Raw genomic sequence first — 14,002 nt, forward strand, 5'->3', positions numbered from 1 at the left:
GCTTCCTCGCCTTGAAAGGAATCGAACTTCCGACCTACTGAAAACAGGGCCTTAAAGATGCAACTGTCAATAAATAATGCTTGCAAAACGTGTGAAAGAATGGCGACGAAACGGCCGGCATTCTCTGCTTGCGGCTATGGTGGCACGCCAGCGGCGAAACCTTCCAACCATCTTTGTTAGAAAGGCCGCAGGACAATCAGCTGGTGTACGGCTTCGGCCGTAAAATCCTGTGCTGTGGAGGCTGCCCGCGACGACATTCGGATTCGCGGTGAACAATACAACCGCCAAGCCGTGAGCTCGTGTGTGCCGCTCACGTAAAAACACCGATCGACGGTAGTTTCCCTGCCCTGTCGATAAAGGTGAAGCGCGGCAGCAGAATCAGGTGGGAGTCAGGCCAGGTTGCTGTGCAAATGCACAACCGCTTCACTATTCCGACGGTTCACTTGATATTCTCTGGCTGGAAAGAAATAAGACAGCACGCTTCGGAAATTGACGACCCTAATCCGACAAACTTCGTGGGAGGGGACCGCTGTCCTCAGCGTCGCTGGGCCACCGCTAATAGCGTTAGAAGGCTACCTGAGGCGGCTCGCGGGAATTGATCTGTGGGCGAGACTGAACCCGAACGAATTTTGATTCATCGCAGCGGCGAATAAGAATGCAATCTGACACTGATCGGCCGGTCAAATTTGATTCTATCTGGCGCCTTCCTTGATGTGAGGAAGTTTGTTGCTCTCGGCGTTCCAAGAGGTGCATCACTGTATAATTGGTAGTATGCTGTCTTATCTCTTTGCAGATCGATTTGGGTGATACTGATCTCAAGGCTTTCGCCCGCGAAGCGGGAGATAAGGCGATTTCGCGCGTGTGATCTTCACGCGGGTTTCCGACATAACGGTGATATTATTCAAACCCGACGACAGTCCTCATCGCATTGTTTTTATTTAATTTATTTCAGCCTTTACGCCTGATCAACGGCGATTCCGACAAAATGGGATGATGACAACTGTCGTAAAGATATCGTCGTTACGCATTCCTGCCTGCTTTTTCGGCGCATTAGATTAGGCCATGGCGTCGCGCGCTGCACTTCCTCTGCTATCATGCCGCTGCGGAAGATACGATTGCGAAGCTTCCCATACCGCTGCCCCGGTCGGTGCGACTTATTTTCCGTTCGCGTCTCCCGATTGCTTTGTGGCTGCCTCTACGACGTGTTCCTGCAAATCCGTCTCGTCTGCAAGAATGGCGACGGCCTCGTCCAGCAGGACGTCTTTTGCCTTCTTGCGGGCATTCTCGATGGCAATAGCAGCGCTCAGGCTACGCTCATCTGCCTCCAGACCATCATCTCCACCAGGATCCTCGCCATCGCTTGCCTGCGCTCGAGCCTTGAACCGATTTTTTCGAGCAGTCGCTTCGTTGCGACGTTCCGCTTCATTCAGGGAAACAACCCCTTTCTCGCGCTGCGCCTTGAGGTCGGCAATGTCTTGCAGCAGACGTTGGAAGTCCGGATCACCCTTAACCCGCGCATCATGGCGGCTTTGCAATGTCGGCAGCAAAGTCTTGACCGTGTCATCGGGAGCGTAGTTCGCGGGCTTGATCTGCGCCCACGGCAGCGCATTGTCATAACTGGTCTCGCCGAAGCTCGTCGGATCGGAAAGGCCCGGCAAGCTGATATCAGGCTTCACGCCGCGCAGCTGCGTAGTCTCGCCGTTGACCCGGAAAAACTGGGCAATCGTCACTTTCAGCTCCCCGAATTCAGGTTTGCTGTTGCGAACCGTCTGGTCAAGATCAATGACGGTTTGAACGGTGCCCTTCCCGAAACTGGGTTCGCCGACGATCACGCCTCGACCGTAGTCTTGGATGGCCGCGGCAAAAATCTCCGAAGCCGACGCCGAGCCGCGATTGATCAGGACACCCATCGGACCTGTCCAGACAGGCGCTGCAAACTCAGCGCTTTTGACTTCGATCTTGCCGTTGCTGCTGCGTTGCTGAACAACCGGGTCATTGCCGATGAAGAGACCGGTCAAATCAATCGCCTCGTCCAATGAACCGCCGCCATTGTTGCGCAGGTCAATGAGAACACTGTCGACCTTTTCCTGCTTCAGTTCGTCGAGAAGCTTGGCGACGTCGCGGCTTGCGCTTTTGTAATCCTTGTCTCCTTTGCGCTTGGCTTCAAAATCCTCATAGAATACCGGCAAAGTAATGATCCCGATTTTGCGCGTGGCGTCGCCCGCCTTCACGGACAGCACAGCCTTCCTGGCAGCCTGCTTATCGAGACTGATTTTATCGCGCACCAGGCTGATAATGCGATGCGTGCCATCTGCTCCAGCGTCTGCCGGCAGGATGTCCAACCGCACGACGGAGCCTTTTTTCCCGCGTATCATCTGCACGACTTCATCAAGGCGCGTGCCCACCACTTCTTTGATCGCCCCATCCTTGCCTTGACCAACGCCGGTAATGCGGTCTCCGACCGAGAGGCTGCCGGACAGCTGCGCCGGCCCGCCAGGCACGAGCTCACGGATCGTCGTGTAGTCGTCGCGTTCCTGCAGCACAGCACCGATACCAAACAGCGAAAGCTTCATCGAGACATTGAAGTCGGCTGAAGCGGCCGCGCCGAAATAGTCCGTGTGTGGATCAATCGACGTTGAATAGGCGTCCATGAACGACTGGAAAACATCGTCGCTTTTAAACTTATAAGCGCGCTCGAGCGTGTTTTCATAACGTTTATCGAGCGTTTCGCGAATAACCGCGTCGGGTTTGCCGCCCAGCTTCAGCCGCAACCAGTCGCTTTTGACGCGCTTGCGCCAAAGCTCATTGCTCTCCGCTTCCGACTGTGGCCAAGGCTCTTTTTCGCGCAGCACGGAATAGTTTTCCTGTGCGCCGAAGTCGAAGTCCTGCTTAAGCAAGTTGCGCGCGTAGTTCATGCGATCAACAACGCGCTGTTCATAGGCGTTGAAGATGGCAAATGGGATCTTCAAGTCCTTCCGTTCTATCGCATTGTCTAACGCGCTGCGGTCAGACATGAACCTGTCGATGTCCGCTTGCAGGAAGAGCATACGGTCGGGATCAAGTGACTTGATGAACCGATCCATGACCCTGGCCGACAAGGTGTCGTCGAGTGGAATGGGCCTGTAGCTATACCGCGTAAGAAATTGCGCACTTAACTGGGCGGCTTGCGCCTGTCGCGTCAGCGGCTTCAAAAGAGGCGGTGGTGCGACTTCAGCATATGCGGACTGTACGATTGCAAGAAATGCACCGAGAAAAACGTTGGGTATGCGCATTCAGCGTTGATCCAATTCTTTATGCCTGTTGTCGACGTATGATCTAGGTGAGGCAATTATGGTTTTTTGGTAACCAGGTGGCAAACGGCATCGTCTGCAAAGCCGCAGAAAAAGTATCCGGCATGATCAGGCGGAAGAAAATGAAGCGTTATCTTCGAGACGGCCCCGCAATCTGTCGGCGCCGGGAAATCGTCCAGACCGGCGGCAGGCGGAGTGGATGGCGGATGCCGCCCTGATGCAGGTCGGCTTGACCCTTGAAGAAGTGAAAGGCCAATTTCCCCACGAATTGTCCGGCGGCCAGCTTCAGCGCGTCGCCATCGTCCGCGCGCTTATCCCGCAACCGCGCCTCGCACCTGGCGACATCGCGAGCGTGACCGGAGTTGGAAGCGCCGAATACCTGACGCTTCAGTTTCGTACGCACTATAGCGTCAGCCCCTTGATGTCCCGCAGTCGCTATTTGTAATGGCCGGTGATTCAGAGTCTGTGTCAGTAAGCGTCGACTGCCATTGGTTCAGCGGCGGCCAGAATGATGGCGATCGCGAGTAGCAGGGGACCCATCCACTTGAAGTGGCGAACTACGGGCAATCTGTTGCGCGGGTTCTTTGATAGCGGCAGATACTCAAAGCCAACGGCTGTCATCCACAGGCCGGCGCAAAACATGATGAATTCGTCAATGTAAGCTGCGATCATGATTTTCTGTCTTCGGAGGCGCTGCGACAGTCTATGTGTCCAGGAGTAAAGCGGCTACTATAAAGGCAGGGTGAGAGGCGAACTCCTCGCCTTGAAAGGACTCGAACCAGAAGTGCTCCGAGGCCAGAAAGTGCTAATAAGAAAATTGCATGAAGTGCGTAACACAACGCTTCGCCCACGAAGCATTGATTTCATTCCATAAATCAGAGCTGCTGATCAAAGCCTCGGCTGCCACTCTGACATGTGGAGTATGTTTCTCCCGAGCTTCTGGAAAGCCCGTTGGCGACAGGAAAAACAATGATCTGCTGGTCTCTCAACTGTCGATGGAGTGCGCCAAACATCTTCTCAATGCGATCGTCATCCGAATAGACGAGCGCGTCGTCAAGGATGACCGGCGCCGGTCGTCCGTCGCGCGCAAGAAGCCTCGCAAAGGCGAGCCGTGTCTCCACAGAGAGCTGCTCACGCATACCACCGCTCAGACGATCGACGTCCTCCTCCTGTCCGTTGCGCAAGATAGTCTGCGGCAGAAGCGTCTTGTCATCGAAGGTGATGGAAACGTCGTCGAAGAGCAGTCTGAGAAGCGGCCCCGCTCTGCCATGTCGGGCTTGAGACAGAGTTCGCGGGCTTCGGACCGGGCAGTCTCTAATGCTACAGTCAACCGCTGCAGGACAGCTACTTCCTTCTCGAACGCCCCGACACGCGCCTTCGCGGCAGAATAAGCCTCGGCGGCCTCACGCCATTTCTCTTCCACCGCCTCGTCTAATAGAGCAGACCATCGCGATAGCGTCGGTGTGGTCATCAATTGCGACACGATGGATGGTTTCGGCTACGCGCGCAAGCTTCCCCGCACCCCGTTATAAGGTTTTGGCAGACACTAATAGCTGGCGCTTGATCGAAAGGTTCCGGGCAAACGACGCTGTGCTGCCGATGACATTGGACTACGCCGACGAGCGGGCCGATCAGCCATCGGACTAATTGAACACGACAACCATCTTTAACCCCGGTTTTCCGGGATTTTTCGTAGCAGCCACCCGTTATAAGTTTTTGGCAGAGACTTATAACGTTGACACAGCGAGCATAGTTATAAGGTCTTGGCAGACACTTATAACGGCGGTGTGTGAGATGAGCGAAGACGATGTCATTCGCAGAAGGTAACGGCGCTTCGAAGAGCTGATGACCGAACTTGCCGGCGAGAGGGCCGCCGCACTCGAGAAGGAAACGTCAATGTTTAGAGAGATCGACATCAGTTACCGGACGATGTTCGCGGAGCTAACGCAGCGGACGCTCGATCCGCAATTCGCGGCGGACTTCCCCTTGGAGGGATGGTTCGTGACCGTGACCGTCAAAGATCGCGACTACTGGTATTTCGATCTCCCTACCCCCGAGAGCAAGGACAAGCGAAGCTATGTCGGCCCACACTCCGACGAGGCGATCACGCAGCGGGTGAAGGCCCACAAGGAGATCAAGGACAACATCCGGGAGCGGAGGCGCATGGTTAGCACGCTGCGACGTGCTGGCCTCCCCGGTCCCGATCCCGTTGCGGGCGACGTCACGAAGGCCCTCGCCGACGCCGGATTGTTCCGGCTGCGGGCCGTCCTGATCGAGTCGGTGGCATTCAGCACCTATGCGGGGATGCTCGGCGTTCGGCTGCCCTCGGCTGTAATGCAAACAGGCGACGCGGATTTCGCGCAGGATTTCGCGGTCTCGGCTGGGGTCCAAGACAGCCTGCCGCCGATCCTCGAAATCCTTCAATCAGTCGATCCAGAATTCCGAGCGGTTCCGCACCAGGCGGACAAAGCCAAAGTGGTCGCCTTCCAGAATGCGAAGGGCTACCGGGTGGAGTTCCTGACGGGAAACCGGGGATCGGACGAATACACGGGCAAGCCGTCTCCCATGCCTGCCCTCGGCGGCGCGTCGGCGGAAAACCTGCGTTTCCTCGATTACCTGATCTACGAGCCCGTTCGCACGGTGCTTCTCTTCCGCGAAGGCGTGAACGTCCTCGTCCCGGCTCCCGAGAGGTATGCCGTCCACAAGCTGATCGTGTCGTCCAGAAGGCTCACGGACACGCTAGGACGTGTGAAGGCGGACAAGGACCTGTCGCAGGCCGCCTTGCTCTTCGAGGCCCTCGTGGAGACGCGCCATGGCGACGAGCTGGCCGATGCTTGGGAAGAAGCATGGGAGCGAGGGGATGCGTGGAAAGAGGGGATCGTCAGCGGCCTATCGAGACTGCCCAAGAACGGGGTGAAAGCCCTCGAAAAGGTTCTCGGCCCCGAGGTGGTGGAAAGTCTGCTGAAAAGGTGATCGAGCGATGATGATCGTGCCAAAGCGAATATCCCGGGTTCGAACATCGCGGACGCGGCGAACGATCACTATCGCTTATCGATGGTTGATTGATTTGGCGTCCGCTTGCGTGCTAGCCCTTCGTCACTGGGCTTTCAGCGCTAAAATTTTGAGCTGATCAATTCGTCCTTGGCACAGGTCCTCTATAGCCTTCTGAAGTGATCGAGTGCGTTCTAGCAGCCACTCAAACGCCTCTCCCGTGATGCTGTAGTGGCTTGAATATCGGGCCTTAACGTAGGCTTCATTGATGACGTTGAACCAAGCCTCGTAGCGGGCGCGGTCCCGCGGCCAGACTTCTGCTAATTGCAGCGTTTGCTCCTCGGCGAGACCTCGCAAGAACGTTAGATTGTGAGATGCGGGACTGTAATTCGTCATGACAAGCAAATGACAAGAATAAGACTGCTCTATTGCCTGATGAAGCAAAAACGCGCCCTCGTTCAGCATACGATCCCTGTAGGCTGTGTCCGCTAGCCTCGCCATATTCTTCGCCATTGAAAATTTTTCGGAGAAATGTCGAGCGGCGGCCTCATGAGCAGCGCTTGGAGCCAAAATCTTCGCCACAGGAAGCGGCTCTTGGTCGACTTCATAAAGAACGATGCCATCTCGCCGAATATCCGAGAAGAAATGCTGCCCCTGATGTAGGGCGTCGCCAACCTCGCGCCGTGAATGGATGATCGGATTGACGAGAGTCTTTATGCCCCGGTCGCGCATCAACCGGTGCTTGGCAGCATACCAATATTCGGGATGGGTCGATTTCTTCGTGCTGACGATGATAAGGATATCGTAGTCCGAACGGTATCCTTTCATCGTATGGGGTTCATCAACCCAGGTGCCGCGGGGTAGAATAGGCGACTAGCGCCGTGCTGCCTCTCGGCAGTCGGTTTCTAGTCGCCTTTCGCCGAACCGGACGTGCATCTTTCGTTATGCATCCAGCTCTCCAGAAGACATGGCAAAGTCAGGCGAGTCCATCCAATCGTAGCGGTACCGGCAGACCGAGGTCCACGCGAGCAGATGTTGTTCGACGTGGCCTTCGCGCCAGAGCCGCCGTGTCGGACGCCGCAGACTGCGGAGACGATGATCCCGCAAGATGTTGCGTCCGTGCGTCTTTGGGCGTTTCCGCCGCAACCAGAGCCAGAGCCTTTTGCCGACATACCAATCGAGATCGGTAAAGACGCGCCCGGCTCGGGCGCAGTAACGGTAGTAGTTCGCCCATCCGCGCAGGATGGGATTGATTTCCTGGAGTGTTTCGCCAAGACTGCGCGCTGTTCTTCGTGTGGTGCACAGTTTGGCTTTTCGACGCAGATCGGCGGCCTTGGCTTTGGGTATTTCAACGCGGGGGCCGTAGCCGTAGCGTTTGTCCCATCGCATCGTGACGTGGAAGCCAAGGAATTCGAATCCCTCCGTCACAGCCGTAACCCTTGTCTTTTCCGGCGACAATTCGAGGCCCGTGGTCAGGCGGAGGTGTTCGGCCAGTGCGGATTTTTCCGCCTTGGCATCGTCCTCCGTACCCGACACCATCACCACGAAGTCGTCGGCGTAGCGTACCGGATAGCAGATGCAGAGCCCAGCTCTGTCATCTCGCTGCCGCGCACCCCGCGCCGCTGCCACTCCATCACCTTGCCGGTGTGCTCGGATCTTGCTGCGGTGCTCGACCCACCGTTCGTAGCGTTCCTCAATCGCGCTGAGCGCGATATTGGCCAGCAGGGGTGAGATGATCCCGCCTTGAGGAGTGCCGGCTTCGGTGCGGATGAACTGGTCCTCCGCCATGACGCCGACTTTCAGGAACTGTCCGATCAGCCTGACCACCCGACGGTCGGCCACGCGTAAGCGAACCCGGTTCATCAGAAGGTGATGGTTGATGTTATCGAAGCAGCCCTTGATGTCCCCCTCAATGATCCATGGATACGGCAGCCGGGTCCGGTGACCATCGCCGTCGCGCTTGCGCGGCTGGATAGTCGCCCGGATATTCTCCAAGGCGCCGTGCGTGCTTCGTCCGGGCCGGAACCCGTAGGAGACCCGCCAGAATTGCGCCTCGAAGATTGGCTCCAGAAGTATTTTGATGGCGCCTTGCACGACGCGATCCTTGACCGTGGGGATGCCCAAGGGCCGGAATTGCCCCGGTTTTCCGGGCTTTGGGATGAGTTTGCGTCTCGCCGGGCTGGGCCGGTATGCGCCGGAGCGCAGTTCGGCTTGCAACTCTTTGAGAAAGCGATCTTCGCCCCTTTTCCGGATGCGACCCACAGTTAACCCGTCGATGCCAGCTGTTCGTCCACCTTTGTTCGAGGCGACGCGTCGCCAGGCGTGGCGCAGCGTGCGCGGATCGGTTAGCCAACCCCACATATCGCGCCATCCTTCGTCGGGATGTGCCTTACTCCACTGATAGAGTTTGCGCTGAACGCCGAGTATCCAGGCGAGATCCGCCCGGCGATCCATGTCCACAGATCCTTCCTCCGTCGTGCAAGTCTATCGTCTTCCTGCTTCCCTTCGCCCTGTGCGCGGCTTTCCCGCACTCCGACTACTACGGAAGCTCCGCCCTCGGGTTCGTCCTTCTCCGGCCGTCGCGGCTAGCCCAGTTCCTGCTGGGCGGGCGATCCGAGTTCCCGTGTTCCGGTTCCTAACCTTTGTGTCGGTAGGTGGTGAGCTCTACCCCTGACAATGCGGGAGGAAAGGTTATGGAGAGTGCCCCTTCCTCGGGTGCGCCCTCGGCGCATCCAGCAGCGAAGAATTACAAGCCCCGCCGCTTCAGATTGCTTGGCCCTCTCGCCATCACGATGTAAGGGCGTGGTTCGGTAAATACAGAGGCTTCCAGCACTCACTTCGTTGCCTCACCATAGACACTGCGGTAGCCCGGCCTACGGCTGATGGGCCGTATCCGTTTCATTTAAGATCGATCTGCTGATGACACTCCGCCGGCGACACCCGGCCGAGCTTTTCGATCCCCTTCCGTCTACTACTCTCTGTAGAGGGGTGACATTCCAGTCACCGGTCAAGAACCAGTTAGTTTGGGAGGTTGCCTTTATTGCATGATAACCTCCCGCGCCTTCACGGCGCACCGTAAGAGCCGAAGAGGATGATCTTCCAGATGCGGCCCTTCTTCTTGAATTCCGCCTCCCCTCCCTTCAACGCGTTCTCGAATTCCTCATGAATGATCTCGACAACACGCGCCAGTTCGCGCTGCTTCTTTTCCGGCAGATGATCGAGGCTCGACTTCATCAAGGGTAAAACTCCCGTTGAATCATTTTCTTAGCGCATCCACTGACCTGCGCGCCACCGCAATTTCTGAAGGGAAACGGCATGAACCTGGCCGGTTCGCGATTATTCCAGTCGCTTGAGGTGTAGATGTACGATATCGCCGTTCTTCTCCGACGTCCCCAGATACACATCTGCTCGATACCGGTCTCAACGCCTTGCCCATTCTTCTTCACGCCGGCATCGATCGCGCGCTCAAGGCGGGGAACTTTTTGCCGAAAGCGGCGTTTGTCTGCTGTCACCGAACTCGACCAAGTCGATGACATTCATGGGGCTCGCCGACATGACAGGAGGCGAGCTTCTTCCTTTTCCGTGGTTTGCTCAAAAATAGATCGACATCACCAGGTCCTGGTCGAAATCACCGAAGCCCTTGCCAAAAATATTCATGCCGCCCGGATTGTCCGCCTTCTCGTCAATGCCGATACGAAAGCGAATGGAATGATGATCGGCAATGCCGAGCGAGGCAATCGTCTGTGTCGAGACCATCGCACCATCGATCCAGGTTCCCTTGTCATCGATCGTCCAGGTCTTGAGCTTGCCGTATTGCGAGCCGCTAAGCTTCCACCAAGCCGGCGAGTACATGCCGCGCCGGTCGCCGAAATCGCCCGGTGACGTCCAGTGGCCGGCCTTGATGCCATTCACCCAGATCGAAATGTCGGATGGCCAGTTGGCATTGGTCGCCGGCGTCTCGGAGCTGAGCTCCGCCGAAAAATCCACCTTGCGGATCTTTCGGCCCGTGACCTTGGCATTGTTCGGAAATTTGTACTCCACATAGCCGCGGGTGAACCATAAAAGTGCGGCCTGCATGCGCTGCGGGTCGAGGAAGACTTCCTGCACGTCCAGCATGCCGATGACATTGTTGACGGAGCACAGGCCACAGGGCGCCTCCACTTCGAACTCCGTGAAAAGTCCGATCGGCATGCTGACGGTTACGACGTCTTCCGCAGACTTTGTGCCACTGGCGTCAAAACGGATCAGAATTTCGTCGTAGATGCAGGAGCAGACCTTCTGATTACCCTTCGTCGCCTTCATCGTCTGCGTCTGTATCAGCCCTGCCTGTTCCAGCGCCTTCAAGTTGGTCGCCGCCGTCGATTGCGGCAAGCCCATGTGACCGGCGATGTCGTTCACATTCAACGGACCTTTCTGGCGCAGCAGGTTGAGGATTTCGATACGCGTCGGTGAACCGAGGGCCTGTACGACTTCGGCATCCTTCATCGGATCGACGGTTAGAAGCTTAGTCTCCATGCTCTACTACTGGTTCTCCAGTCTTTCTCGGCTGTACTTCGCTGATACCATGCAGGGTTGCCGGTGTCGCCGCCTTTTCTATAGGTGCCGGCCCGCGTCTCGGGAGAGCTGCCGCGGACCGGCTGGGCCTTCTCACCTCGGCCCGAAAGGTGTTCTTCACTCGTCTACCCCTTGATGCCCGAAGAGAGCATCAGCGCCTGTGTGACGCGCTTCTGGAAAAGCAGATAGGCAACTGCGACGGGCATGGCGGCGAGGATCGCGACGGCCATGTCACGGGCATATTTGACGCCGAAGGCATCGCTGATCTGGGTAATGCCGACGGTAACGGTCATCATGTCTTCCGAGCTCGTGACAAGGAAGGGCCACAAGAAGGCGTTCCAGGCCATGATGTAGGTAATGATCGCAAGTGCCGTGGTAATTCCCCAGTTCAGCGGCAGATAAAGCTTGAAGAGGATCTGGAATTCCCCGCAGCCGTCGAGCTTTGCCGCTTCGCGCAGTTCCTTTGGAACGGAATCGAAGAACTGCTTGTAGACTATGACGACCACCGGAACGATCAGTTGCGGCAGGATGATGCCACCCCAGGTGTTGATCAGGCCCAGCCGGTGCATGAGCACGAACTGCGATACCACAAGAGCCTGCGACGGCACCATGAAGCTCGCGAGGATGATGCCGTAGAGCAGTTTGCGGCCCGGAAAGACGATCTGCGACAACGCGTAGGCGCACATCACGCTGATCACGATCACGACGATCGTGACCGTGACCGACGTCACGATCGAATTCATGTACCAAGTGGCGAGATTGGTATTGAAAAGCGCAAAGTAATAGGCCGAAAAGTTGAAGACGTCCGGAATGAAGGTCGTTTTCGATACCACCTCCTGCTCCGGTTTGATCGATGTAACGATCGCCCAATAGATCGGGAATGCCCACATGCAGGCGATGCACAGGGTCAGGACGAGAAGAAGCGCGTTGCCGATGGTCTTGCCGGGCATGTGTCAGCGCCCCCTTACGCGCAGAAGCTGGTATTGCAGCACCGAAACGACGACGATGATCAGGAAGAGCATCACGGCGACCGCCGAGCCGACACCACCATGATTGAGGCGGAAGGCCTCGCGATAAACGAGCTGCAGCAGCACGTAGGTCGAATTGAACGGTCCGCCTTCGGTCATCAGATAGACCTGGTCGAAGATCTTCAGCTGCAGGATGAGCTGGAGCGTGAGAACGAGCGCCGTGACCGGCCAGATCAGCGGCCAGGTGATGCGGCGGAAGCACTGGAGGCGCGTCGCACCGTCGAGCATCGCAGCCTCATAATAATCCTGCGGAATATTGCGCAGGCCGGCGATGAAAAGCAAAAGGTTGAAGCCGTTCGTCCACCAGACCGTGACGAGGGCCACCATCGGCATGGCCCAGACGGGATCTCGGAAAACACTGATGCGCTTGCCGGTGAAGAATTCGATGATGTACTGCGCGATGCCGAACTGCTGGTCGAGCACCCATTGCCATATCTGGGTCACGACAGAAACCGGCAGGATATAGGGAATGAAGAAAAGCACGAGTATCAGGCTCTGCAGCCAGCCCTTCAGCCGCACGACCATCAGCGCCAGACCAAGGCCGATCAGCGTATTCGGAATGACGGTCAACAAGACGAAATAGCCGGTGTTCCATACGGACGTATAGAAGAGCTTCTGGCCGAAAAGCTTCACATAGTTGCCGAAGCCAACCCACTGCCCCACGCCGATCAGTGGCGCGTCGGTGAAGCTCAAGGCAAACATCTTGTAGACCGGGTAGGCAAACACGACCAGATAGGCGGTCAGAAACGGGGCGATCATGATGATCGCCGTCAGCGTCTTGCCTCGTCTTTCGCTGCTGAACACTAAGCATCTCCTTCAAGCGCAAACGCCGGCCGGAGGGTCGCTCCGGCCGGCGAATTCTCACATCTGGCTCTGCAGTTCTTCGCGCATCTGCTCGATCGCGTCTTCCGGTTCGAGCTGCCCGTTCAATGCCGGAACCACGAAGTTCTGCGTCGCTTCGTAGATCGGGCCTGCGACGCCTGCGAGTTTGGAGACCGGATCGAAGACAGCCGTGTCTGCGAGCTTCGCATAGGTTGCATTCGGCTGCATTTCCTTGAATTCCTTGCTGTCGGTCACGGGCTTATAGGCCGGAATGTGACCCGCGCTCGCCCAGGAGATGCTGTGCTCGTTCATCCAGTTGATGATCTCGAGTACGATCTTCACCTTCTCCGGAGCGATCGGCCTGGAATCGCTGTTCGGGATCGCGAAGGAGTGCGAGTCCGCCCAGGTCGCCTGCGTACCCATGAGGTTCGGGATTTCGATGGCACCCCATTCGAAACCGAGATTGCCGTTCTTCTGCAGGTCGACCATGGTCGGCACCTCCCAGACGCCGTTGATATGCATGGCGGCCTTGCCGGAGGTGAAAAGCGCAATCGAGGCTTCATAGGAAATCAGTTTCGGCGAATAGCCGGTGGAGACCCAGTGCGCCATGGTCTGCAGCGCCTTGACGCCGGCATCGCCGGGCAGGATCTCGTCTGCGTCGATGAACTTCGCGCCCTGCTGTGAAAGCAGGGTATAAAAGACGCGCCACATCGAACCGCCTTCGTCGGTATGCAGCGACAACGGATACTCGACCTTGCCGGTTGCCTTGATCTTCTCGAGCGCGGCATTGAAATTGTCGAGCCCTTCGAGACCCTTGGGCAGACCGTCGTCGCCCAGCAGCCCGGCCTCTTTCAAAATGGTCTTGTTGTAGTAAAGGACGATCGAATGAACGTCGAAGGGAATGCCATAGACCTTGTTGTCAAACGTCGCCTGCTTCCAGGCAGCATCGACGTAGTTTTCCTTCTTGATACCGGCCGAAGCGAGCTCTTCCTCCGAGAAGGGCCGCAGGATGCCGGTCGGGACGGCGAGCGGATAACGCGACATATGATAGGTCATGATGTCGGGCTGCTGGCCGACGGCTGCCGACGTCTGCACCTTGGTATAGAAGGGAACGCCCCATTCAAGCGTCGTCGCGTTGATCTTGATGTCCGGGTGGGTATCGTTGAACTCCTTGATGAGCGCCTTCATGCGGATACCGTCACCTCCGCTTAAGAAATCCCACCAGGTAATATCCGTCTGTGCGAATGCCGCTGCCGAAGGCAGCAATGCGATTGCCGCCGAAACGGCCAGTTTCAATAGTCTTTTCATGTCGGGTCC

Annotated in this window: 10 protein-coding genes and 3 pseudogenes; 2 read left to right on the forward strand and 11 right to left on the reverse strand. The window is 57.0% G+C overall.

All coding sequences use genetic code 11. From position 1 onward, the window contains the following. Nucleotides 1-1,154: 1,154 nt before the first annotated feature. Nucleotides 1,155-3,272, reverse strand: a complete 2,118-nt coding sequence (locus RGR602_RS34370; RefSeq protein ID WP_040116335.1) for a carboxy terminal-processing peptidase — start codon at nucleotides 3,270-3,272, stop codon at nucleotides 1,155-1,157. A gap of 115 nt (nucleotides 3,273-3,387) precedes the next feature. On the opposite strand from RGR602_RS34370, the pseudogene RGR602_RS39085 reads away from it, so the two are divergent. Further along, nucleotides 3,388-3,633 (forward strand): annotated as a pseudogene (locus tag RGR602_RS39085) (ATP-binding cassette domain-containing protein); the annotation flags it as partial. A 125-nt stretch (nucleotides 3,634-3,758) separates the two neighbouring features. On the opposite strand, the gene RGR602_RS34380 reads toward RGR602_RS39085, so the two are convergent. Further along, nucleotides 3,759-3,962 (reverse strand): hypothetical protein, encoded by a 204-nt coding sequence (locus tag RGR602_RS34380; RefSeq protein WP_040116337.1) that lies wholly within the window; start codon nucleotides 3,960-3,962, stop codon nucleotides 3,759-3,761. A gap of 216 nt (nucleotides 3,963-4,178) precedes the next feature. Beyond that, nucleotides 4,179-4,722: pseudogene (locus RGR602_RS39090) on the reverse strand (ATP-binding protein); the annotation flags it as partial. A 464-nt stretch (nucleotides 4,723-5,186) separates the two neighbouring features. On the opposite strand from RGR602_RS39090, the gene RGR602_RS34390 reads away from it, so the two are divergent. Continuing rightward, entirely contained in the window at nucleotides 5,187-6,263 is a 1,077-nt protein-coding gene (locus RGR602_RS34390; protein WP_040116743.1) for a nucleotidyltransferase family protein, read from the forward strand. A gap of 123 nt (nucleotides 6,264-6,386) precedes the next feature. Here RGR602_RS34390 and RGR602_RS34395 read toward each other — a convergent pair whose 3' ends face one another. From RGR602_RS34395 to RGR602_RS34425, 8 genes and pseudogenes are all read right to left on the reverse strand, one after another. Continuing rightward, a complete protein-coding gene (locus tag RGR602_RS34395) occupies nucleotides 6,387-7,109 on the reverse strand; it encodes a HEPN domain-containing protein (protein WP_052451901.1) in 723 nt (240 codons plus the stop codon). Between the two features lie 114 nt (nucleotides 7,110-7,223). Further along, a complete protein-coding gene (gene ltrA, locus RGR602_RS34400) occupies nucleotides 7,224-8,735 on the reverse strand; it encodes a group II intron reverse transcriptase/maturase (protein ID WP_210263535.1) in 1,512 nt (503 codons plus the stop codon). Between the two features lie 621 nt (nucleotides 8,736-9,356). Next, nucleotides 9,357-9,515, reverse strand: a pseudogene (locus RGR602_RS36795) (nucleotidyltransferase); the annotation flags it as partial. Then, nucleotides 9,515-9,793 carry a hypothetical protein gene (locus RGR602_RS34405; protein ID WP_133939326.1) on the reverse strand — a complete coding sequence of 93 codons (279 nt, stop codon included), beginning with the start codon at nucleotides 9,791-9,793 and terminating at the stop codon, nucleotides 9,515-9,517. The gene RGR602_RS34405 and the pseudogene RGR602_RS36795, both read right to left, overlap by 1 nt. Before the next feature lie 79 nt (nucleotides 9,794-9,872). Then, nucleotides 9,873-10,796: an ArsR/SmtB family transcription factor gene (locus tag RGR602_RS34410; protein WP_040116340.1), complete on the reverse strand. Its 924-nt coding sequence runs from the start codon at nucleotides 10,794-10,796 to the stop codon at nucleotides 9,873-9,875. Nucleotides 10,797-10,960: 164 nt separating this feature from the next. Then, nucleotides 10,961-11,785: a carbohydrate ABC transporter permease gene (locus RGR602_RS34415; protein WP_022712997.1), complete on the reverse strand. Its 825-nt coding sequence runs from the start codon at nucleotides 11,783-11,785 to the stop codon at nucleotides 10,961-10,963. 3 nt (nucleotides 11,786-11,788) lie between these two features. Further along, entirely contained in the window at nucleotides 11,789-12,622 is an 834-nt protein-coding gene (locus tag RGR602_RS34420) for a carbohydrate ABC transporter permease (protein WP_052451942.1), read from the reverse strand. 102 nt (nucleotides 12,623-12,724) lie between these two features. Beyond that, nucleotides 12,725-13,993: an ABC transporter substrate-binding protein gene (locus tag RGR602_RS34425; protein WP_040116342.1), complete on the reverse strand. Its 1,269-nt coding sequence runs from the start codon at nucleotides 13,991-13,993 to the stop codon at nucleotides 12,725-12,727. Between the last annotated feature and the right edge of the window lie 9 nt (nucleotides 13,994-14,002).

The organism is Rhizobium gallicum bv. gallicum R602sp, from assembly GCF_000816845.1.
Taxonomy (GTDB): Bacteria; Pseudomonadota; Alphaproteobacteria; order Rhizobiales; family Rhizobiaceae; genus Rhizobium; species Rhizobium gallicum.